The following is a 20,302-nucleotide window of genomic DNA, read 5'->3' as shown; positions in this document are numbered from 1 at the left end:
CGGGAGGGCCCGACGTTGGAATAGCGGCCGGTCAGCAGCAGGCCATCGAAGCGAACGACCCGAGGTCGGCACGGCATGGCAGCCTCCTGAGTCGGCACGACAGCACCGCATCGTGTTGATTAAACTTTCCACGATGATAGGTCAAGAATGCCGCTCGGGACCATGGCTCCAAGAAATAGCCTCGCCAACCTCTTGTAACGAGGCTTTCGGCTCGTTGAGCCGGAAGCCCTCCGTAAAAAATTTGACAACACGAGACATGTCGCTGAAAGATGAACCTCAGCGCAACCCATCGCTAACGGACAAGGTGCCGCCATGCCGTCGCTCACTGCCGACCAGGCGCAGGAGTTTCTCGCGCGCCATCCCGATATCGACAGCATCGATCTGTTGATCAGCGATCTCAACGGCGTGATGCGGGGTAAGCGCATTCCCCGCGACTCTCTGGAGAAAGTCTGCCGGCACGGCGTGAACCTGCCGGCCTCGGTATTCGCCCTGGATATCAACGGCAACACCATCGAGGCCACCGGCCTGGGCCTGGCCAGCGGCGACGGCGACCGGGTCTGCCGTCCCATCTCAGACACGCTGTTACCGACTCCATGGCTGCGCCGTGGCCGCCAGGCCCAACTGTTGATGACCATGTTCGAGCCCGACAACACCCCTTTTTTCGCCGATCCCCGTCAGGTGCTGTCACAAGCGGCCGAACGCTTACGACGCCGCGGCTTGACGCCGGTCGTCGCGCTGGAAATGGAATTCTATCTCGTGGATCGCGAGCGCACGCCCGATGGGACGATCCAGCCGCCCTGCTCCCCCCGCAGTGGCGATCGCGCCGCGCGCAGCCAGCTCTACTCGATCAGCGAGCTCGACGAGTATGCGGATCTTCTCGACGATATCCGGGATGCCGCCGACTGCCAGGGCCTCCCCCTGGATACGACGCTCAAGGAATGCGCCCCGGGGCAGTTCGAAATCACCCTCACCCACTGCGACGATGTGCTGCGTGCATGCGACAGCGCCGTACAGCTGAAACGGCTGATCAAGGGGGTGGCACTGAATCACGGCTTCGAGGCGACCTTCATGGCCAAGCCCTACGGCCTGGAAGCCGGCAATGGCACCCATGTGCACCTCAGTTTGCTCGAGGCTGACGGCCGGAACGCCTTTGCCGCCGAGGACAACGATCCGCTCGGCACACCTCGGCTGCATCAGGCCGTGGCCGGATTGATAGCACTGATGCCCGACGCGATGGCGATTTTTGCCCCCAACCTCAACTCCTATCGCCGTTTCCAGCCGGGGCTCTACGTGCCCATGGCGCCGACCTGGGGTTACGACAACCGTTCGGTGGCCCTGCGCATCCCTTCGGGTGCCAACGAAGCGCGACGCATCGAACATCGTGTCGCCGGTGCCGATGTCAATCCCTATCTCTTGCTCGCTGCCCTATTGGCCGGCGTCGAGCATGGCCTGGCACGCCGGTTGACGCCGCCCGAACCGATCGTCGGCAATGCCTACGATCAGGTCGAACCGAGCCTGACCAACAGCTGGCAGCAGGCCCTCGACCTGCTCGCCGCCAGCGCCCCGCTAGGCGAGGCGCTGGGACACGACTTCGTGCGCGTCTTCGTCGCCAATCGCCGCGCCGAACGCGTCCAGGCCTTGCAGGCGGTCAGCCACCTGGAGTACGCCTGGTACCTGCGGCACGTCTAGGCATTCCGGCTCAATCGGCGCTCGCCAGCGGCAGGTCCCAGCGCGGCTGGCCCTCCTCGAGCAGCACCCGGTTGCCCTGCGGACGGTTCTCGAGGCGCGCCACCTGGGTCGTCTCGCCATGACGCCAGGTTACGTCGTAGCCGACGGTCTGTTCCGAGGCGTCCATTACCGTGTGGCACTGGCGCTGCGTAGTGGAATAGGTCCGGGTCTGGTTGGCTTCGATCCGCTCCTGGACTTCGCGTCCGGCGAACCCACCGCCAATCACCCCCGCCACGGTGGCCAGGGTCTTGCCGCTGCCGCCACCGACCTGGTTGCCCAGCAGGCCGCCCACCACGGCACCCGCCGCCGTACCGGCAATGCGATGCGGATCGCGGCTGGGCGCCGGTGCCTGATGCTGTACGATGACGTCCTCGCACACCTCGCGGGGAGTCTCGACGCTTTGCGTCACCGGCTGTACCGCGACGATCTCGGCGAACTGGGGCCCGCTCTCCTCGGGAACCTGCTGCGCCTGCCAGGCCCCAAAGGCCAGGCCACCCAGACCCAGTACGCTCAGCGTCGTTCCAATGACGATCGACTTGTCCATTGCTCACCTCCTGTCGGGAACGCAATTGCCCCGGGCACTATCAAGGGCTCGGCTCGGACGATGGGCAAACAAAGGGGGATGAGAAGCGGCGATCCCGCGCCGCCTGTCCGATTATACGACGCGTCATCGCCACGGTAATCGCAGCGCAGCGGTTTTCACATTCTCTGACCTGGCGTCAGTCAACGGCGACACTCACCAGCCCAGCCGGTCGCGCATGGCGTAATACCAGGCGCCCATGGCCGAGAACGGCACGCGCAGCAGCCGGCCGCCGGGGAACGGCAGATGCGGTAGGCCGGCGAAGGCATCGAAGCGTTCGGCCTCGCCACGCATCACCTCGGCGATCAAGCGCCCCGCCAGGTGGGCGCAGGTCACGCCGTGGCCAGAGTAGCCTTGGGCGTAGTAGACGTTGTCGTTGAGCCGGCCGAACTGGGGTAGACGGCTGAGCGTCATCAGGAAATTGCCGCTCCAGGCGTAGTCGATGCGCACGTCGGTCATCTGCGGGAAGGTCTTGAGCATCTTGGGCCGGATCACCCCAGCGATGTCCGCCGGATCCTGGCCGCCATAGTTGACCCCGCCGCCGTAGAGCAGTCGGCCGTCACCGGTGAAACGAAAGTAGTCGAGCAGGTAGTTGCAGTCCTCCACCGCCATGTCGTGAGGGATCAGCTCGCGACGCAGCACCTCCGGCAGCGGCTCGGTGGCGATGATCTGCGTGCCGCAAGGCATCGACTTGCTTTCCAGCTCAGGCATCACGCCTTGAAGGTAAGCATTGCCGGCCATCACGACGCGCCGCGCACGCACGTTGCCACGCGAGGTGCGCAGCGTTACCGTCTCACCGTGCCGCACCTCGAGCACGGGAGTCCGTTCATGGATCCTGCCGCCACGCGCTTCGAAGGCCGCCGCCTCGCCAAGTATCAGGTTGAGCGGATGCAGATGCCCGCCGGAGTGGTCCACCAGCGCGCCCACGTAGCGCTCGCTGACAATCTCGCGCTGGCAGGTCTCGCCCTCGAGCAGTTCGAGTTCACGGTGTCCGTAGCGCTCCCATAGTGCCTTGTGCTCGCGCAACCCCTGAAGCTGCTTGGCGTTGCAGGCGGCAAAGAGATTACCTTCCTTGAGATCGCACTCGATGCAGTGCTGCTCGATTCGATTGCGAATGATGCGATTGCCCTCGAAGGCCATGTCGCCGAGCGCGCGGGCGGTGTCGGCACCATATCTGGCTTCGATCACGTCCATGTCGCGGCTGTAGCTGTTGACGATCTGGCCGCCGTTGCGCCCCGAGGCGCCGAAGCCCACCCGGGCGGCCTCGAGCACCACCACCTCATGCCCCTGTTCGGCCAGGTGCAGCGCCGCCGAGATACCGGTGAAGCCCGCTCCCACCACGCACACGTCGCACTCGACGCTGCCCTCCAGGGCGGGACGCTCGGGCGACGGGTTGGCCGTGGCCGCATAGTAGGACGTCACATGCTCGGTGGCGGTATTCGACGACATAGCGGTACCTCATTTGCACAGATCAGGAAGCGCGTTTCTCATCGACCCGCCGTCACATCTTGCCACATTGCCTGGCGCCGTCGCGCTTCGCTACGGCGCATCAGATACCAGGCAAAGAAGGTGGCCAGCGATACCGTCAGGATGATCAGTGTGGCCAGGGCATTGATCTTGGGTGACACCCCCATCCGCACCGAGGAGAACACCACCATGGGCAGTGTGGTCGCCCCCGGCCCCGAGACGAAGCTGGCGATCACCAGGTCGTCGAGCGATAGGGTAAACGCCAGCAACCAACCCGCAGCCAGTGCCGGCGCAATCACCGGCAGGGTGATCTGGAAGAAGGTGCGCAGCGGGCGGGCACCCAGGTCCATGGCAGCCTCCTCGATGGAAAGGTCCACCTCGCGCAGGCGCGACGCCACCACCACCGCCACATAGGCGCTGCAGAAAGTGGTGTGGGCGATCCAGATCGTGATCATGCCGCGATCCTCCGGCCAGCCGATCAGCTGCGCCATGTGGACGAACAGCAGCAGCAGCGAGAGACCGGTGATCACCTCGGGCATCACCAGCGGAGCGGTGACCATGCTGGAGAGCGCCGTCTTGCCGCGAAAGCGGTCGAAGCGCACCATCACGAAAGCGGCCAGCGTCCCCAGGCATACCGCCATGGTGGCGGAGAAGAAGGCGATGCGCAGGCTGGTCCATACTGCCGCAAGGATCTGGCCGTCGCGCAACAGCTCGAAATACCAGCGCCCCGAGAACCCCGCCCAGACGGTCACTAGGCGCGACGAATTGAACGAATAGACGATCAGCACCACCATCGGCAGGTAGAGAAACAGCAGTCCGGCAACCAGCATCACGCCGCTGAAGGAGGTCTTGCGCATGCTCATTCCTCCAGTTCGCGGGATTGATAGCGATGGAACAGGGCAATGGGCACGATCAGGATCGCCAACATGACCATCGCCAGTGCCGAGGCCACCGGCCAGTCGCGGTTGTGGAAGAACTCCGCCCACAGGATCTTGCCGATCATCACCGTATTGGGGCCACCCAATAGCTCGGGAATGACGAACTCGCCCACCGCAGGAATGAATACCAGCATCGACCCGGCGATGATCCCGCCTTTGGACAGCGGCAGGGTCACCGTGATCAGGGTATTGAGCTTGCGCGAACCAAGATCCGAAGCCGCCTCCAGCAGCGACATATCGAGTCGGGTGAGATTCGCATAGAGCGGCAGCACCATGAACGGCAGATAGGCGTAGACGATCCCGAGTATCACGGCGAAGTTGGTGTTGAGCATGCGAATCGGCGAATCGATGAGTCCCGCCCAAATCAACGTATTGTTGATCAAGCCATTGTTGCTGAGAATGCCCATCCAGGCATAGACGCGTATCAGAAACGAGGTCCATGACGGCAGCATCACCAGCAACAGCAACACCAGTTGCCAATGTGCCGGCGCCCGCGCCATGGCGTAGGCCATGGGATAGCCGAGCAGCAAGCAGAGCACCGTGGCGAGCAACGCGATTTTCACCGACCCCCAGTAGGCCGAGACATAGAGCGTATCGGTGGCCAGGAACAGATAATTGCCGAACGTGACGACGATGTTGAGCGTCTCATTGGCGTAATCGACAATGGCGCTGTAGGGCGGTACCGATATGGCCGCCTGGGACAGGCTGATCTTGAGCACGATGCCGAACGGAAGCAGGAAGAATAGCGTCAGCCACAACAGCGGTACGGCGATGACCCAGCGGCGGCTCGGCTTGAACAGCCGCCACAGGCGAGCGGTGAAGTTGGACATGCGGATCTCCCCCAGGTGGGTCCCAACGGACATATAGCGACCCCGCGCAGTCGTTCAATCGCGCAAAATGACGGCGCTATGCTCGTCCCAGTACACGAAGACCGGTTCGTCCCAGCGCGGCCGGTCGCCGCGTCGCTCGATATTGGTCATGCTCGCCTTGACCAGTAGGCCGCTTTCGATGCGCACGTAGTAGACCGAGAGTCCGCCGAGATAGGCGATGTCCTCGACGACGCCGGCCGCCCAGTTGGTCTCGCCTCGGGGTCGCTCACGGCTCAGGCAGGTTTTCTCGGGGCGCACGGCCACCCATACCCGACGTTCATCGGCCTGAGTGCTCACACCGTGGCCGATACGAATCGACCGACCCAGCATGGGGCTGTCGATCACACAGTGGTCGGCCTCGTCGATCACGATGTCGCCTTCGAACAGGTTCACCGTTCCGACGAATTCGGCCACCATACGGTTGGCCGGGCTCTCGTAAACGTCCATCGGCGTGCCTACCTGAGCGATCCAGCCATCGGCCATGATCGCCACGCGGTCGGCCATGGTCATGGCCTCCTCCTGGTCGTGGGTGACCAGGATGCAGGTCACTCCGACACGCTCGAGGATCCGCACCACTTCCAGTTGCATCTCGGTGCGCAGTTTCTTGTCAAGCGCCCCCATCGGCTCGTCGAGCAGCAACAGCTTGGGGCGCTTGGCCAATGAACGCGCCAGCGCCACACGCTGCCGCTGCCCGCCGGAGAGCTGGTGCGGTTTTCGCCGGGCATAGGCTTCCATGTGCACGAGCTTGAGCATCTCGTCCACGCGCTCGCCGATCTCGTGCCGCGGAAGGCGGTCCTGCTTGAGTCCGAAGGCTATGTTTTGGGCGACCGTCATATGCGGAAACAGCGCATAGGACTGGAACATCATGTTGATCGGTCGCTCGTAGGGCGGCATGGCGGTAATGTCTTCGCCGTCGAGCACGATGCGGCCCTCGCTCGGTTTCTCGAAGCCGGCCAGCATGCGCAGCAGCGTCGACTTGCCCGAACCTGAGCCACCCAGCAGGGCGAAGATCTCGCCGCGCCGGATCGACAGGCTGACGTCATCCACCGCCAGCATGCCGTCGAAGCGCTTGCTGATGCGATGGATCTCCATCAGCGCCTCGTCTCGCGCCGGACGCGGCCGGCCCGGTACGAGGGTGCTATCCGCCGCGTACGTCGCGGCCCGTCGCGGGGGGTCGGTCGCTTGGGTCTGGGGTTGCGGCATCGCGGCGTCTCCTCGAGCCAGGCAGGAAGGAACGGCCGGCCCCTACGGACCGGCCCGGGATCACATGCCGGATTTCACACGGTTCCAGACGCGCGTTCTCACACGCTGCACCGCCAGGGGTTTTTCTTCCTGAATATACAGTTTCTCCATTACCTCCTGGTCGGGATAGACGGATGTGTCGTTGAGAATTTCGGGATCGAGAAACTCGTTGGCGGCAATGTTGGGGTTGGCGTAAACCACATACTCGGTGATGTCGGCGGCAATCTCGGGCTCGAGGATGAAGTTGATGAAGGCGTGGGCGTTATCGGGGTTGGGAGCATCCGCGGGAATCGCCATCATGTCGAACCACAGCGCCGCCCCCTCCTTGGGAATGGAATAGGCGATGGTGAAGTCACGGCCAGCCTCCTCGGCGCGATCAGCGGCCTGGAAGATGTCGCCGGAGTAGCCCGCCGCCACGCAGATATCGCCGTTGGCGAGATCCGAAATGTAGCGTGAGGAGTGGAAGTAGGTAATGTTGTCGCGCACCGCGGCGATCAGGTCGCCTGCCGCCTCGATGTCCGCGGATTCGCTGGAGAGCGGCGACAATCCCAGGTAGGCCATGCCGGCAGAGAGCATGTCGTCACCCGTGTCGAGCATGGCGATGCCGCAGCCGCCTTCGTTCAGCGCGGTAGTCACCTCAGGGTCGAAGATCAGCGCCCAGGAATCGACCGGCGCGTCCTCGCCGAGAATCTCGGTGACCCGTTCGACGTTGTAGCCGATGCCGTTGGTGCCCCACATGTAGGGGATCGAATAGCGACTGTCAGGATCGATCGACTCCAGGTCGTCCATCAGTTGGGGGTTGAGATTCTCCATGTTGGGAATCTTGTCATGATCCAGCTCCTGATAGACCCCGGCGCTGATCTGGCGGGTCAGGTAATAGTTGGAGGGCACCACCACATCATAGCCGGAACGGCCCGAGAGCATCGCGGCGTCGAGCACCTCGTTGCTGTCGTAGACGTCGTAGATCACCTCGATGCCGGTCGCCTCGGTGAATTTTTCCAGGGTGTCGGGAGCGATGTAATCCGACCAGTTGTAGACGCGCACTTCATCGGCCTGGGCGGCGGTTGCGCCCATGGCCAGGGCTCCCAGGGCGACGACCAGTGACAGCTTGCGTTGGCGGGACATGATGGCACCTCTATGTGTTGTTTGCGTTGTGGGTCGTTCTGCATCACTTGCGTCGGCCCGGCCAGCACCTCGGGCAGACTCGGGTGGCCGCCTTTCTCATGCCCGTCGCTACGGATGGCAGCCGGGCGGCTCTGCACACCGCCTCGTGCATCACAGCCTACTGGGCCGGGGATCGCCGCGATGAACCGACGCGCCACCCGCCGCCCCAGGAGACTAGACGCTCAACAACAGGAATTCCCTCTCCCAGGAACTGATCACCTTCTTGAAGTTCTCGTTCTCCACGCGCTTGACCGCGACGTAGCCGGTCACGAAGCGATGACCCATGGCACGCTCCAGCTCGGTACAGCTTTCCATGCGCTCCAGCGCCTGCTCCAAGGTGAACGGCAGACGCAGGTTGCGCCGCTCGAATGCGCGTCCCTGCACCGGTGCGGAGGGGTTGAGCTGCTGTACCATGCCGAGATAACCGCACAGCAGGCTGGCGGCGATGGCGAGATAGGCATTGGCATCGGCGCCGGGCAAGCGGTTCTCGATCCGCCGGTTCTGCGGCGTGGAGTCGGGGACGCGCAGACCGCAGGTACGATTCTCCTCGCCCCACTCGACGTTGACCGGCGCCGAGGTATCAGGCAAAAAGCGGCGGAACGAGTTGACATTGGGTGCCATCAGCGGCAGCGCCTCGGGAATGAAGCGCTGCAACCCGCCGATGTGATGCAGGAAGAGCTGGCTCATGGAGCCGTCCTCGTTGGCGAACACGCTCCGCCCGGTACTGGCGTCCAGTACGCTCTGGTGGATGTGCATGGCGCTGCCGGGCTCGTTGGTGATCGGCTTGGCCATGAAAGTGGCCGCCACGTCGTGCTTGAGCGCCGCCTCCCGCAGGGTGCGCTTGAACAGGAAGATCTGGTCGGCCAGCATCAAGGGGTCGCCGTGACGGAAATTGATCTCCATCTGGGCGGTTCCTTCTTCATGGATCAGGGTATCGATATCGAGCCCCTGAACCTCACACCAGTCGTACATGTCCTCGAACAGCGGATCGAACTCGTTGGCGGCGTCGATCGAGAACGATTGCCGTCCGGTCTCCTGACGCCCGCTGCGCCCGATGGGCGGCTGCAGCGGCAGGTCGGGGTCTTCGCAGCGCTTGGTCAGGTAGAATTCCATTTCAGGCGCCACCACCGGCTTCCAGCCCTTCTCGGCGTACAGCGCAAGCACGCGCTTGAGCTGGTTGCGACAGGAAAGCTCGATGGGATTTCCCATCTTGTCGTAACAGTCGTGGATGACCTGGGCGGTGGGCTCGATCGCCCAAGGCACCGGGTAGACGGCCGAAATGTCCGGCCGGCACAGCATGTCGATATCCGCCGGATCGAGCAGCGAATAGTAGAGTTCGTCCTCCACGTAGTCGCCGGTCACGGTCTGGAGCAGGACGCTTTCAGGCAGGCGCATGCCCTTCTCGGCCATGAACTTGGAGACGGGTGTGATCTTGCCGCGGGCGATGCCGGTGATATCGCTGACCAGACACTCCACCTCGGTGATGCGTCGTTCCTTCAGCCAGCTTTCCAGGTCTTTCATGGGAACCTCGTATCGGCCCGTCCCGGGCTTGTGGTCGTTATAGTCGGTCACGCAACTTGTAGAACTGGGTGGCCAATACCAGCAGCGGCGTGCGCCACCGCTCGCCGCCAGGAAAATGGCGGTGCGGCATGGCAGCGAAGACGTCGAAACGCTCGTTCTGTTCGGCGATGGCCTCGGCCATCAGCTGTCCCGCAAGACCGGCCAGCGCCATGCCGTGCCCCGAATACCCCTGCGCATAGTAGATATTGGCGCCCAGGCGGCCGAAATCCGGCGCACGATTGAGCGTGATCGCCACGTCGCCCCCCCAACGGTAATCGATACGCACCCCCTCGAGCACCGGGAACAGGCGTGCGATCTTGGCGTCCATGCGCTGCTGAAGGCCCCGGGGTTCGCGTCCATCGTAACTGACTTCACCACCGTAGATCAGCCGCTTGTCGGCCGAGAGGCGATAATAATCGAGAACGAAGTTGGCATCCGATAGCGCATCATTGCGGGGCAGCACTCGGGCCGCGCGCGCTTCGCCGAGGGGTTCGGTGGCGATGATGTAGTTGGCGGCACGCATGATGCGGCCTTCCAGCTCCGGCAGCAGGTGGCCCAAGTAGGCGTTGGCCCCCACCACCACGAAATCGGCGACGACCCTGCCGCGCTCGGTTTCCACCGTCGCAGGCTGTCCGCGACGAAGGGTGCGGGCCGGACTGTGCTCATGGATCGTCACGCCGGCCTGCTGGGCGGCACGGGCCAGGCCCAGGGTATAGTTGAGCGGATGCAGATGACCGCCCTCGCGCTCGAAGAGCGCGCCCGGGTAGGCATCGGTCACCACGCGCTCGCGCAGCGCGTCGCCCTCGAGCCAGGTCAGCGCCTCGTAGCCGTAGTCACACGCCAGACGCGCCTGCATCTGCCGCAGCGCTCGCACGTGGCGTGGCTTCACCGCGGCGTGCAGGTAACCCCAAGCGAGGTCGCAGGGAATCGCATGGCGCTCGATACGCTCGGCGGTCAGACGTACCGCCTCACGACTCATTTCCCATATTTGCCGGGCACGCTCACGCCCCAGCGCCTGCTCCACGGTGGCGATATCGGCCCCCAGCCCGGGCAGGATCTGCCCGCCGCTGCGCCCTGAGGCGCCAAAGCCAATCTCCTGTGCCTCGAGCAGGATCACCGAGTAGCCGCGCTCGGCCAGATGAAGTGCCGTGGAGCAACCGGTGATACCGCCGCCGATCACGCAGACATCGGCACGGCTCTCACCGCTCAACGGCGGGCAGGGATCGAGCTCGACCGCTATGCTGTCGCGGTAATAGGAAACGGAGTTATCGAGTGTCGTGGCACGGAGCATCGCGTGCGTCCCTGGGTTGGCAAGGAAGCCCTCCGGTGACTCGGAGGCATCCGAGGCATCCGCCGGGTCCAGCCCGACTAGTCTGGCATCAAACTAGCGCAAGATGTCAAGTATTCGATAACGGCTTTCAACCAGCCCGACCCTGCCGATGGTGCGCCAGTGGCAGCGAAAGGCGTCAGAGGCCCCTTATGGGGCGAGAAGAGCGTTCCCACTCCTCGACAGCTTCCGACACCCCCCGGGTCGCTTCTGTCAATTAATCGCCATCAAGCCACATCAAAGCTCAACGTGCACAAACCGGGCAGGCCGGGTCGCGTGGGACTTGGTAATGGCGCCATTGCCCGCTCAGGCCGTCGAAAGTGGAGAGCCCCCGATGCGGCGTGCCGGCGCCGCTGAGTAGCTTGACCGCCTCGAGCGCCTGAAAGCTGCCGATGAGTCCCACCAGAGGAGCCACCACGCCGTTCTCAGCACAGCGAAGCTCATCGTCGCCGCCCTCGCCGGGCGGATAGAGGCAGGCATAACAGGGCGAGGAGACATCCCGCGGGTCGAAGACCGCCAGCTGGCCGGAGAAGCGGATCGCCGCACCCGAGACCAGCGGTATTCCGGCCCGGCGGCAGGCGGCGTTGATCGCGTATCGACTGGAGAAGCGGTCGGTGCAATCGAGCACCAGATCGACCCCGGTGACGACATCGTCCAACCCCTCGTCGGCCAGGTGCTCCCCCACTACACGAATGTCGCATCCAGGGTTCAGCGCCAGCGCCGCCTCACGTGCGGATGCCGCCTTGTTACGCCCCAGGTCTTTCATGCCATGGGCGATCTGGCGCTGCAGGTTGGAGAGTTCCACCTCGTCGGCATCGGCCAAGGTCAGATGACCGACACCGGCGGCGGCCAGATAGAGCGCCACCGGTGAGCCGAGCCCACCGGCGCCGACCACCAGTGCACGCGAGGCCAGCAGGCGCTCCTGCCCCTCGATATCGATCGACTCCAACATGATCTGCCGGCTGTAGCGCAGCAGTGCCTCGTCGTTCATTGCCATCACTTGCTCTCGAGTTCCTCGATGTCGGGTACGTAGAGCGAGAACTCCTCCTTGACCTCCTCCATCACCACGTAGCTCTTGGATTCCTTGACGCCGGGAAGGGTCAGCACCACGTCGCCGAGCAGTTGGCGGTACGCAGACATCTCCGGGATACGGCACTTGAGAATGTAGTCGAACTGGCCCGATACCAGATGGCACTCCTGGATCTGCGGCAGTCGGGCCACGGCGCGACGGAATTCATCGAATACCGCCGGCGACTGCGTCTCCAGGCTGATCTCGACGAACACCAGTAGATTGGCCTTGAGCGAGCGGGGGTCGAGCACCGCCTTGTAGCCACGGATCACGCCGGATTTCTCCAGGCGCTTGACACGCTCCAGGCAAGGCGTGGTGGAAAGGCCGACCTGAGCAGCCAGATCGACATAGGAGATGCGAGCGTTCTCCTGCAGGCAGCGCAGGATCTTGAGATCGATTCGGTCGAGCGAGCGGGTCTTGGTTTTCATTATCGTGTCGGGGCAAACCGGATCAGGTGAATGAAGTGTCGCCATGATAGCGGTTCAGCCTGAAAATCAGCGGTTTTCGAGAACACTGCTGGTGTTCAGCCACCTAAACATGTCGACTAATGGAAATATTTCCTGAACAGATGTACCACAGTGAGTACCCGCTCTCCAGCGTCTCGCTCAACGCAAGTTCATGACCGGCGTCCAAGGGAAACTCGCTCCCGCCCACCGAGATCGCGCCGACTGGCCAAGTCGACATATCCTGCCTCGTGAAGCAGGGCTCGCACCGGCGCCGCCTGCTCATGACCGTGCTCCAGAACCAGCCAACCGCCCGGCGCGAGATGAGCGCGTGCGCTGCGGATGATATGCCGAAGATCGGCCAACCCGGCTTCGGCCGACACCAGCGCACTCTTCGGCTCGAAGCGTACATCGCCCTGCGACAGATGAGGGTCGCGGGAATCGATATAGGGCGGATTGGCGGCGATCAGCGAAAAGCGCGCGTCGGCCAGCGCGGAAAACCAGTCGCTGACGACGAAACGGGCATTGGCGACTCCCAGGCGGCGAGCGTTTGCCGTCGCCAGCGCCACCGCCTCGGTCACGCGGTCCACCCCGAGGATTTCCCAGGCGGGACGCTCGCTGGCGAAGGCGAGCGCAATGGCGCCGGTGCCGGTCCCGAGATCGAGTAGCCGCCCCGAGCCCTCCTGCGCCAGCTCGAGCAACGCTTCCACCAGCGTCTCGGTATCGGGCCGGGGAATCAGGGTATGAGGTGAAGTGGCCAGGGCGAGCCCCCAGAATTCACGCTCCCCGGTCAGGTAGGCCACGGGATGGCCCGACGCGCGCGCCGCCACCAGCGCCTCGAAGCGGGCCCGCTCGAAAGTTGGCGCAGCGTGGTCTCCCCACGTGTAGAGCCAGGTGCGATCGACCCCCATTACGTAGCACAGCAGTACCTCGGCATCCAACCGCGGGCTGGGCGAGCCGGCCCGCGACAACCGCCCGGTGGCCCGCGCCAGCAGTGCATCGAGGCGCATCAGGCCTCCTGCTGCAGAGCCGCAAGCTGCTCGGCCTGGTGTTCGTTGATCAACGGCTCCAGCACCTCATCGAGCTCGCCGACCATCACCTCGCCAAGCTTGTAGAGCGTCAGGTTGATACGGTGGTCGGTCAGCCGTCCCTGGGGGAAATTGTAGGTGCGGATACGCTCGCTGCGATCGCCCGAGCCAACCAGGCTGCGCCGCGTATCGGCCTGTGTCTGCCGGCGGTTCTCCACTGCATTCTGCCTGAGTCGCGCGGCCAGCAGCGACATCGCCTTGGCCCGATTCTTGTGCTGGCTGCGCTCTTCCTGGCACTCGACCACGACGCCGCTGGGCAGGTGGGTGATACGGATCGCCGAATCGGTAGTATTGACATGCTGGCCACCGGCCCCGCTGGAGCGGAAGGTATCCACGCGCAAATCGTTGGGGTTGATGTCGATGTCGCCGACCTCGTCGGCCTCCGGCATCACCGCTACGGTGCAGGCCGAGGTATGGATGCGCCCCTGGGATTCGGTGGCCGGCACGCGCTGCACACGATGGGCCCCCGACTCGAACTTGAGTCGGGCATAGACGCCCTCGCCCTTTACCCGCGAGATGACCTCCTTGTAGCCGCCCTGTTCGCCATGACTGGCACTGATCACCTCGATCTTCCAGCCCTTCTTCTCCGCATAGCGCGAATACATGCGAAACAGGTCGCCGGCGAACAGTGCCGCCTCATCGCCACCGGTGCCGGCACGGATCTCGAGGAAGACGTTGCGGCTATCGTCGGGATCCTTCGGCACCAGCAGTCGCTTGAGCCGGATATCCAGCGCCTCCAGACGCTCCCGTCCTTCCTCCAATTCCATCTCGGCCAGCTCGCGCATGTCGGCATCGCTGTCGTTGGCGAGCTGCGCGGCCGTCTCAAGATCCCCTTCGATGACCCGATAATCGCGCCAGGCCTCGACCAGAGGCTCAAGCTCGGCGTATTCACGGGAATAGTCGCGGAAGCGAGGCTGATCACCGATCACCTCGGGCTCCGCCAGCAGGGCGGCGAGCTCCTCGAAGCGCTCGACGAAGCCGTCGAGCCGCTGGCGCAGGGTCGCTTTCATGGCGTGTCCTGTCAGGATTTCGTTGAAGTTGAGTCCAGCAGCAACGCCTCGGCGGCGCTGAGCAGGTCACGACGCTCGCTGCCCGATGCCTCGCGCAGAGCCACCGTGGGTCGATGCAACAGGCGATTGGTGAGCTGGTGGGCCAGCAACCTGACCACCTCCTCGGGATCCTCACCGCGAGCCAGCCGGGCCAGCGCCTGGCGCTCGGAGTGCTCACGCAGCGCCGAGGCCTGGTCGCGATAGCGCCGGATCAGCTCGCCGCCACCGCGAATACGGCGCTCGTGCTGCCATGCGCTGACGCCATGCTCGATCAGGGATTCGGCCTGATCGGCGGCGACCTGGCGATGGCGGCGATTCTCATCGATGACCTCGTTGAGGTCGTCGACCGTATAGAGGAAGACATCGTCGAGATCGCCCACTTCCGGCTCGATGTCACGCGGCACGGCGATGTCGACCATGAAAATCGGCCGGTGGCGACGCTTCTTCAGGGCCCGTTCGGCCATGCCCTTTCCGAGTATCGGCAGCGGTGCCGCCGTCGAGGAGATGACGATATCCGAGCGCGCCAGGGCCTCCGGTATCTCGTTGAGCGAGATCGCCTCGGCACTGAACTCGCGGGCAAGCAGCTCGGCCCGCTCGCGGGTGCGATTGGCGACGATCATGTTGCGCACTCCGGCTTCGCGCAGGTGCCGAGCCACCAGCTCGATGGTCTCACCGGCCCCGATCAGCAGCGCCCGGGAGCGACTGAAGTCGTCGAAGATCCGACTCGCCAGGCTCACCGCGGCATAGGCCACCGAGACCGGATTCTGGCCGATACCAGTGCGAGTCCGCACTTGCTTGGCCACGGCGAAGGTGTGCTGGAACAATCGCTCGAGCTCTCCCCCCAGCCCGCTGACCCGACGCGCCGCCTGATAGGCCTCCTTGAGCTGACCCAGGATTTGCGGTTCGCCCAGCACCATCGAGTCCAGCCCCACGGCGACACGCATTAAATGCCGAGCGGCATCGCCATCGAGGTAGTGATAGGCGCAGGCAGACAGCTGGTCCTGGCTCAGGCCATGGAATCGGCTCAGCCAGTCGAGGATTTGGCGCTCACCGCTCGGCCCGGTGACGCAGTAGAGTTCGGTCCGGTTGCAGGTGGACAGCACCGCAGCTTCTTGCACCTGAGGAACGCAGCGCAGCTCGGACAACGCCGTTTCGAGCTGCGCAGGAGTGAAGGCGACCTGTTCGCGCACCGCGATATTGGCCGTCCTATGATTGATTCCGAGGGCAAGAAGCGTCATGCGTAAGCGTCTTCGCGTGATGTCGACGGGCGGACCGTGGATGAGGAAATCCGCCTCTGCGGCGCTGCATTCTATCACAGCCTGAGGCGCTCGGCGCCAGGCGCATGGCTCCTGCGATTGACGCACGACAAGCGCACCATCGATCGCATCCGCCGAGCGCCGCCACAGCGATCCCTTTGCCCCCACGCCGCTAGCCGTTATGCTGACGGCTCGGGACACCGGATGAGATACGCATGCCCTCGATGTTGATACGCTTCTTGCGCCAGGGACTGGCACCGCTTGGCCTTGCCGTGCTGGCAGGCTGCCAGGGCCTGCCCTCCTCGCCACTCACCACGTTAGGCGAAGATCCTCTCGCCTCCGCTCCTCCCATCGAGCGTGGGCTCGACGCCGAGGGCCTGGCGACGCTGCTGACGGCCGAACTCTCCGGGCAACGCGGCGACTACCGACGTGCCACGCTAGGCTACCTGGCCATGACCGAGCGTTACGACTCTCCACGCCTGGCCGAGCGCGCCACGCTGGCGGCACGCTTCAGCCACGACCCCATGCTGCTCGAAGACGCCGTGCAGCGCTGGAACGAGCTGGACCCCACCGCCGAGGCCCCGCTTCGCCTGTTGGCCGGCCTGGCCCTGCAGCGCGGCGACTGGGTCACGGCGCTCGATCGTCGCCTGGCACTCGTCGCGCAAGGAATCCATGCGGAACTGGCGCTGTTTGCCGAACTCGCGCTGGAAGCCGGCGTCGATCCTCTCCCCCTGCGCCAGCGCCTGGGGGACTATCTCGAGAACGAGGGCCGCGAAACCTCTCCCCATTACCACGATGCTGCGCTCGCCATGGCGATCTTCGAAACCGCCACTGGCCAGCGCCAGCAGGCCGAGCGTCGTCTCGACCGGCTTGCCCGGGATCATTCCGAGCTGCCTGAACTGTGGCTGACCCGTGCCCGCCTGGCCCTTGAGTCCGGCAATCCGAGGCAGGCTCGCAACGCTGCCAACCGCGGCCTTGAGATCTCTCCGGGCGACCCGCGGTTCCTGCTTCTGCTGGCCCAGGCCGAGCTAGAACTGGGCAACGTCGGGGCCGCCGAAAGGCATACCTCGACCCTGCTCGACGAGCATGTCGGCGACGAAAATCTGCGTCTGTCGCTGGCCCGCCTCTATCTGGAGGACGGCCACCTCGAGGCCGCCCGCCGCCTGCTGCTGCCGATGGTGAGCGGGGACCAGACGCCTCCCGCTGCCTTCCACCTGCTCGGCCTCATCGCCGAGGAGGAGGGCGAGACCGATAACGCCCTTCTTTATTACCGTCAGGTGGCACCCGGCAACGATTTCCTTCGTGCCCGCCTGAGGGCGGCTCGCATGCTGATCGAAGACAACCGCCTGCTCGACGCCCGCGCCTTCCTGCGCATCGAGCGTTTGCGTCACGAATCGCGCTTCAGCGAGCTGGTCGCGCTGGAAGTGGAACTGCTCGACGAAGCCGGACTCGCCGCCGAGGCTACTACGCTGCTCGATCGCGAGCTGGCGCGCACCCCCAATGACGAGCCGCTGCTCTATCTTCGCGCCATGCGCGCCTGGGAGAACGGCAATCTCGAGGCGATGGAACGGGATCTGGGTCGCATCATCGAGGCCAACCCCGATCACGCCACCGCACTGAATGCTCTGGGCTATACGCTGGCAGACCTCGGTATCGAGGACCGCCTCGACGAGGCCCGTCAATTGGTCGAGCGCGCCTATGAACTCGAACCCGGCAACGCCGCCATCATGGACAGCCTGGGCTGGGTCTACTATCGCCTCGGCGAACCCGAACGGGCCCTCCCTTGGCTGGAACGCGCCTATGCCGCGATGCCCGACCAGGAGGTCGCCGCTCATCTGATCGAGGTGCTGTGGACGCTCGATCGCCGCGACGACGCCCGGCGCCTGTTCGAGGAAGCCCGCCAGCGCTTCGAGCCGCACCCGCGTCTCGACGAACTGCTTGAGCGCATCCCCGAGATGGCTGCCGACACCCCCTAGCCGACGAGACACTGCCATGCCACGCACTTCCTGTCTGACATGCTGGCTCACCATGGGCCTGTTCCTCGCGCTCCTGGCCGGCTGCGCCACACCTCGAACGCCCCCGAGCGAGGCCCCGGTCGTCGACCGATGGGAGGCGCAGCGGGAGCGCCTGGAAGCGCTGGACACCTGGGTGCTGATCGGCAAGGCCGGGCTGCGCACACCGCAGGAGACGACCAGCGCCAATCTCGACTGGAGCCAGCACTCTCACTATTACCGCATGCTCATCAGCGGCCCCTTCGGCAGCGGACGCAACCTGCTGGAAGGGCGCGAGGGGCGCTTTACCCTGACCAATGCGGAAGGTCGCTTCGAAGCCGAGACGCCCGAAGCGCTGATGCAGCAGCAACTCGGTTGGTCGCTGCCGGTCGGCTCGCTTGCGGATTGGATTCGCGGCCTGCCCGCCGAACACAGCCAGCACCGCCTCGAGCGCGACGACGACGGCTTTCCTCAACGCCTCGAACAGGACGGTTGGCTCATCGAATACCGCGACTGGACCGAAGCCGAATCGCTGATACTGCCTCGCCGTCTGGTGATGGAATACGACGATTTGCGCGTGACGCTGGTGGTCACGGAATGGCGGCCCGTCGTCGAGGAGTGAGTCGATGCAGGAACTGGTACTGCCGGCCCCGGCCAAGCTCAACCGCATGCTGCACATCACCGGACGGCGCCCCGACGGTTATCATGAGCTGCAGACGCTGTTCCAGTTTCTCGATCATGGCGACGAGCTGCGTATGCGCTGTCGCGAGGACGGCGCGGTTCACCTGTCGCCAGCGCTCGACACCGTCCCCGACGAGGCCAACCTGATCGTGCGCGCCGCCCGGTTGCTGCAGGCCGAGTCCGGCTGCCCCCTTGGCGCCGACATCCTCCTGACCAAGCGCCTCCCGATGGGTGGCGGCCTGGGAGGAGGCAGCAGCGACGCTGCCACTACGCTGCTCGGCCTCGACCGGCTGTGGCAACTCGGGCTTTCGCTCGAGCGCTTGGCTGCGGTGGGCCTGACACTCGGTGCCGACGTGCCGGTCTTCCTCCATGGCCGTGCCGCCTGGGCCGAAGGGATCGGCGAGCGACTTACCGCGGTCGAACTCGATACCCCCTGGTTCGTGGTCGTTCACCCCGGCGTCTCGGTGGCCACCGCCGCGGTGTTCGGGGCCACGCAATTGACACGTGACACCCCCCCGATTACCATGGCGCGCGCACTGCAGGGGGGAGCGCCCGGCTGGCGCAACGATTGCGAGCCGACGGTTCGGTCACTTTATCCGCGAGTCGCCGCAGCGCTCGACTGGCTTGGCGCACGGGCGCCGGCCATGCTGACGGGAACCGGTGCCTGCGTCTTCGCCCGCGTCGATACGCAGGCCGAGGCCCAGCGCATCGTGGCCGAACTGCCAGGCGACTATACTGCCTTCACGGCACGTGGCCTGAATCTCTCCCCACTACATGCTGCTCTGAATCGATGAGTCTGGCGTCGACCGTGTGTCAGGCCGAGTCGTTGCGCCAACGACCACGGGACTCATCGATGGCCGAGCCCCCCAACACTGCATAGGTGGATGCGCGTGTCTAAATTGATGGTTTTTGCCGGGAATGCCAATCCCGAACTCGCCCAGAAGATCGCCGAGAGTCTCGATACTCGCATGGGAAACGCTACGGTCGGGCAGTTCAGCGATGGCGAGATCGCGGTCGAGATCAACGAGAATGTCCGCGGCAAGGACGTCTTCATTCTGCAGTCCACCTGCGCACCGACCAATGACAACCTGATGGAGCTGATCCTGATGGTGGACGCCCTGCGCCGGGCCTCGGCCACGCGGATCACGGCAGTGGTTCCCTACTTCGGCTACGCGCGTCAGGACCGCCGGGTGCGCTCCGCCCGCGTGCCGATCTCGGCCAAGGTCGTCGCCGACATGATGGTCAAGGCCGGCGTCGACCGGGTCATGACCATGGACCTGCACGCCGACCAGATTCAGGGTTTCTTCGACGTCCCGGTGGACAACGTCTACGGGTCGCCGATTCTGCTCGACGACATCGAGCGCCAGAACTACGACGACCTGGTGGTGGTGTCCCCCGATGTGGGCGGCGTGGTTCGTGCCCGCGCCATCGCCAAGCAGCTCAACGCCGACCTCGCCATCATCGACAAGCGTCGCCCTCAGGCCAACCAGGCCCAGGTGATGCACATCATCGGCGAGATCGAGAATCGCACCTGCGTGGTGGTGGACGACATGATCGATACCGCCGGCACCCTGTGCAAGGCCGGCGACGCGCTGAAGGATCATGGCGCGCGCCGCGTGGTGGCCTACGCCACCCACCCGATCCTCTCGGGCCCGGCGGTGGAGAACATCACCGGCTCGGTGCTCGATGAAGTGGTCGTTACCGATACCATTCCGCTGTCCGACGTCGCCCGTCGCAGCGGCAAGATTCGCCAGCTCAGCGTGGCGGGACTGATCGCCGAGGCGATCCGCCGCGTGAGCAACGAGGAATCCGTCAGCGCCATGTTCCACTGAGATTCTCAACCGGAACCC

General features: G+C 64.6%; 18 protein-coding genes. 5 read left to right on the top strand and 13 right to left on the bottom strand.

Going from position 1 to position 20,302, the window contains the following annotated elements; genetic code table 11:
• The first annotated feature begins 312 nt into the window (after positions 1 to 312).
• Positions 313 to 1,689 (top strand): glutamine synthetase family protein, encoded by a 1,377-nt coding sequence (locus F0A17_RS00670; RefSeq protein ID WP_149326424.1) that lies wholly within the window; start codon positions 313 to 315, stop codon positions 1,687 to 1,689.
• Positions 1,690 to 1,699: 10 nt separating this feature from the next.
• On the opposite strand, the gene F0A17_RS00665 is transcribed toward F0A17_RS00670, so the two are convergent.
• The 13 genes from F0A17_RS00665 to hemA form a co-directional block, all read right to left on the bottom strand.
• Positions 1,700 to 2,272: a glycine zipper 2TM domain-containing protein gene (locus tag F0A17_RS00665; protein WP_149326423.1), complete on the bottom strand. Its 573-nt coding sequence runs from the start codon at positions 2,270 to 2,272 to the stop codon at positions 1,700 to 1,702.
• A gap of 192 nt (positions 2,273 to 2,464) precedes the next feature.
• The gene (locus F0A17_RS00660; RefSeq protein ID WP_149326422.1) at positions 2,465 to 3,757 is read right to left on the bottom strand and encodes an NAD(P)/FAD-dependent oxidoreductase; all 1,293 of its coding nucleotides are present in this window, start codon (positions 3,755 to 3,757) and stop codon (positions 2,465 to 2,467) included.
• Positions 3,758 to 3,795: 38 nt separating this feature from the next.
• A complete protein-coding gene (locus F0A17_RS00655; RefSeq protein WP_149326421.1) occupies positions 3,796 to 4,638 on the bottom strand; it encodes an ABC transporter permease subunit in 843 nt (280 codons plus the stop codon).
• On the bottom strand, positions 4,635 to 5,543 hold the full coding sequence (locus tag F0A17_RS00650; protein ID WP_149326420.1) for an ABC transporter permease subunit: 909 nt from the start codon (positions 5,541 to 5,543) through the stop codon (positions 4,635 to 4,637). The genes F0A17_RS00655 and F0A17_RS00650 overlap by 4 nt, the downstream gene beginning before the upstream one ends.
• A gap of 54 nt (positions 5,544 to 5,597) precedes the next feature.
• Positions 5,598 to 6,674 carry an ABC transporter ATP-binding protein gene (locus tag F0A17_RS00645; protein WP_228716794.1) on the bottom strand — a complete coding sequence of 359 codons (1,077 nt, stop codon included), beginning with the start codon at positions 6,672 to 6,674 and terminating at the stop codon, positions 5,598 to 5,600.
• 171 nt (positions 6,675 to 6,845) lie between these two features.
• Entirely contained in the window at positions 6,846 to 7,949 is a 1,104-nt protein-coding gene (locus F0A17_RS00640; RefSeq protein WP_149326418.1) for a polyamine ABC transporter substrate-binding protein, read from the bottom strand.
• A gap of 213 nt (positions 7,950 to 8,162) precedes the next feature.
• The gene (locus F0A17_RS00635) at positions 8,163 to 9,509 is read right to left on the bottom strand and encodes a glutamine synthetase family protein (RefSeq protein WP_149326417.1); all 1,347 of its coding nucleotides are present in this window, start codon (positions 9,507 to 9,509) and stop codon (positions 8,163 to 8,165) included.
• A 37-nt stretch (positions 9,510 to 9,546) separates the two neighbouring features.
• Positions 9,547 to 10,839 (bottom strand): NAD(P)/FAD-dependent oxidoreductase, encoded by a 1,293-nt coding sequence (locus F0A17_RS00630; RefSeq protein WP_149326416.1) that lies wholly within the window; start codon positions 10,837 to 10,839, stop codon positions 9,547 to 9,549.
• Between the two features lie 280 nt (positions 10,840 to 11,119).
• Positions 11,120 to 11,866 (bottom strand): HesA/MoeB/ThiF family protein, encoded by a 747-nt coding sequence (locus F0A17_RS00625; RefSeq protein WP_149326942.1) that lies wholly within the window; start codon positions 11,864 to 11,866, stop codon positions 11,120 to 11,122.
• Between the two features lie 5 nt (positions 11,867 to 11,871).
• Positions 11,872 to 12,372: an Lrp/AsnC ligand binding domain-containing protein gene (locus F0A17_RS00620; RefSeq protein ID WP_104201732.1), complete on the bottom strand. Its 501-nt coding sequence runs from the start codon at positions 12,370 to 12,372 to the stop codon at positions 11,872 to 11,874.
• A 188-nt stretch (positions 12,373 to 12,560) separates the two neighbouring features.
• Positions 12,561 to 13,397, bottom strand: coding sequence for a peptide chain release factor N(5)-glutamine methyltransferase (gene prmC / locus F0A17_RS00615; protein WP_149326415.1), 837 nt, complete (start codon positions 13,395 to 13,397; stop codon positions 12,561 to 12,563).
• Positions 13,397 to 14,485 carry a peptide chain release factor 1 gene (gene prfA / locus F0A17_RS00610; RefSeq protein ID WP_149326414.1) on the bottom strand — a complete coding sequence of 363 codons (1,089 nt, stop codon included), beginning with the start codon at positions 14,483 to 14,485 and terminating at the stop codon, positions 13,397 to 13,399. The genes prmC and prfA overlap by 1 nt, the downstream gene beginning before the upstream one ends.
• A gap of 11 nt (positions 14,486 to 14,496) precedes the next feature.
• Complete coding sequence (hemA, locus tag F0A17_RS00605; protein ID WP_149326413.1) at positions 14,497 to 15,762, bottom strand: glutamyl-tRNA reductase; 1,266 nt, start codon at positions 15,760 to 15,762, stop codon at positions 14,497 to 14,499.
• Positions 15,763 to 15,995: 233 nt separating this feature from the next.
• Here hemA and F0A17_RS00600 point away from each other — a divergent pair, with 233 nt between their 5' ends.
• The 4 genes from F0A17_RS00600 (at position 15,996) to F0A17_RS00585 (ending at position 20,284) form a co-directional block, all read left to right on the top strand.
• The gene (locus tag F0A17_RS00600; protein WP_228716765.1) at positions 15,996 to 17,756 is read left to right on the top strand and encodes a tetratricopeptide repeat protein; all 1,761 of its coding nucleotides are present in this window, start codon (positions 15,996 to 15,998) and stop codon (positions 17,754 to 17,756) included.
• Positions 17,757 to 17,772: 16 nt separating this feature from the next.
• Complete coding sequence (lolB, locus tag F0A17_RS00595) at positions 17,773 to 18,393, top strand: lipoprotein insertase outer membrane protein LolB (protein WP_149326412.1); 621 nt, start codon at positions 17,773 to 17,775, stop codon at positions 18,391 to 18,393.
• 4 nt (positions 18,394 to 18,397) lie between these two features.
• A complete protein-coding gene (gene ispE, locus F0A17_RS00590) occupies positions 18,398 to 19,246 on the top strand; it encodes a 4-(cytidine 5'-diphospho)-2-C-methyl-D-erythritol kinase (RefSeq protein ID WP_149326411.1) in 849 nt (282 codons plus the stop codon).
• Between the two features lie 96 nt (positions 19,247 to 19,342).
• The gene (locus F0A17_RS00585) at positions 19,343 to 20,284 is read left to right on the top strand and encodes a ribose-phosphate pyrophosphokinase (protein WP_010629229.1); all 942 of its coding nucleotides are present in this window, start codon (positions 19,343 to 19,345) and stop codon (positions 20,282 to 20,284) included.
• Positions 20,285 to 20,302 lie beyond the last annotated feature (18 nt).

It is taken from the genome of Billgrantia pellis, assembly GCF_008297955.1.
GTDB classification, from domain to species: domain Bacteria; phylum Pseudomonadota; class Gammaproteobacteria; order Pseudomonadales; family Halomonadaceae; genus Halomonas; species Halomonas pellis.
Note: the sequence above shows the minus strand (reverse complement) of the source record. Positions and strands in the feature narration are given on the sequence as shown.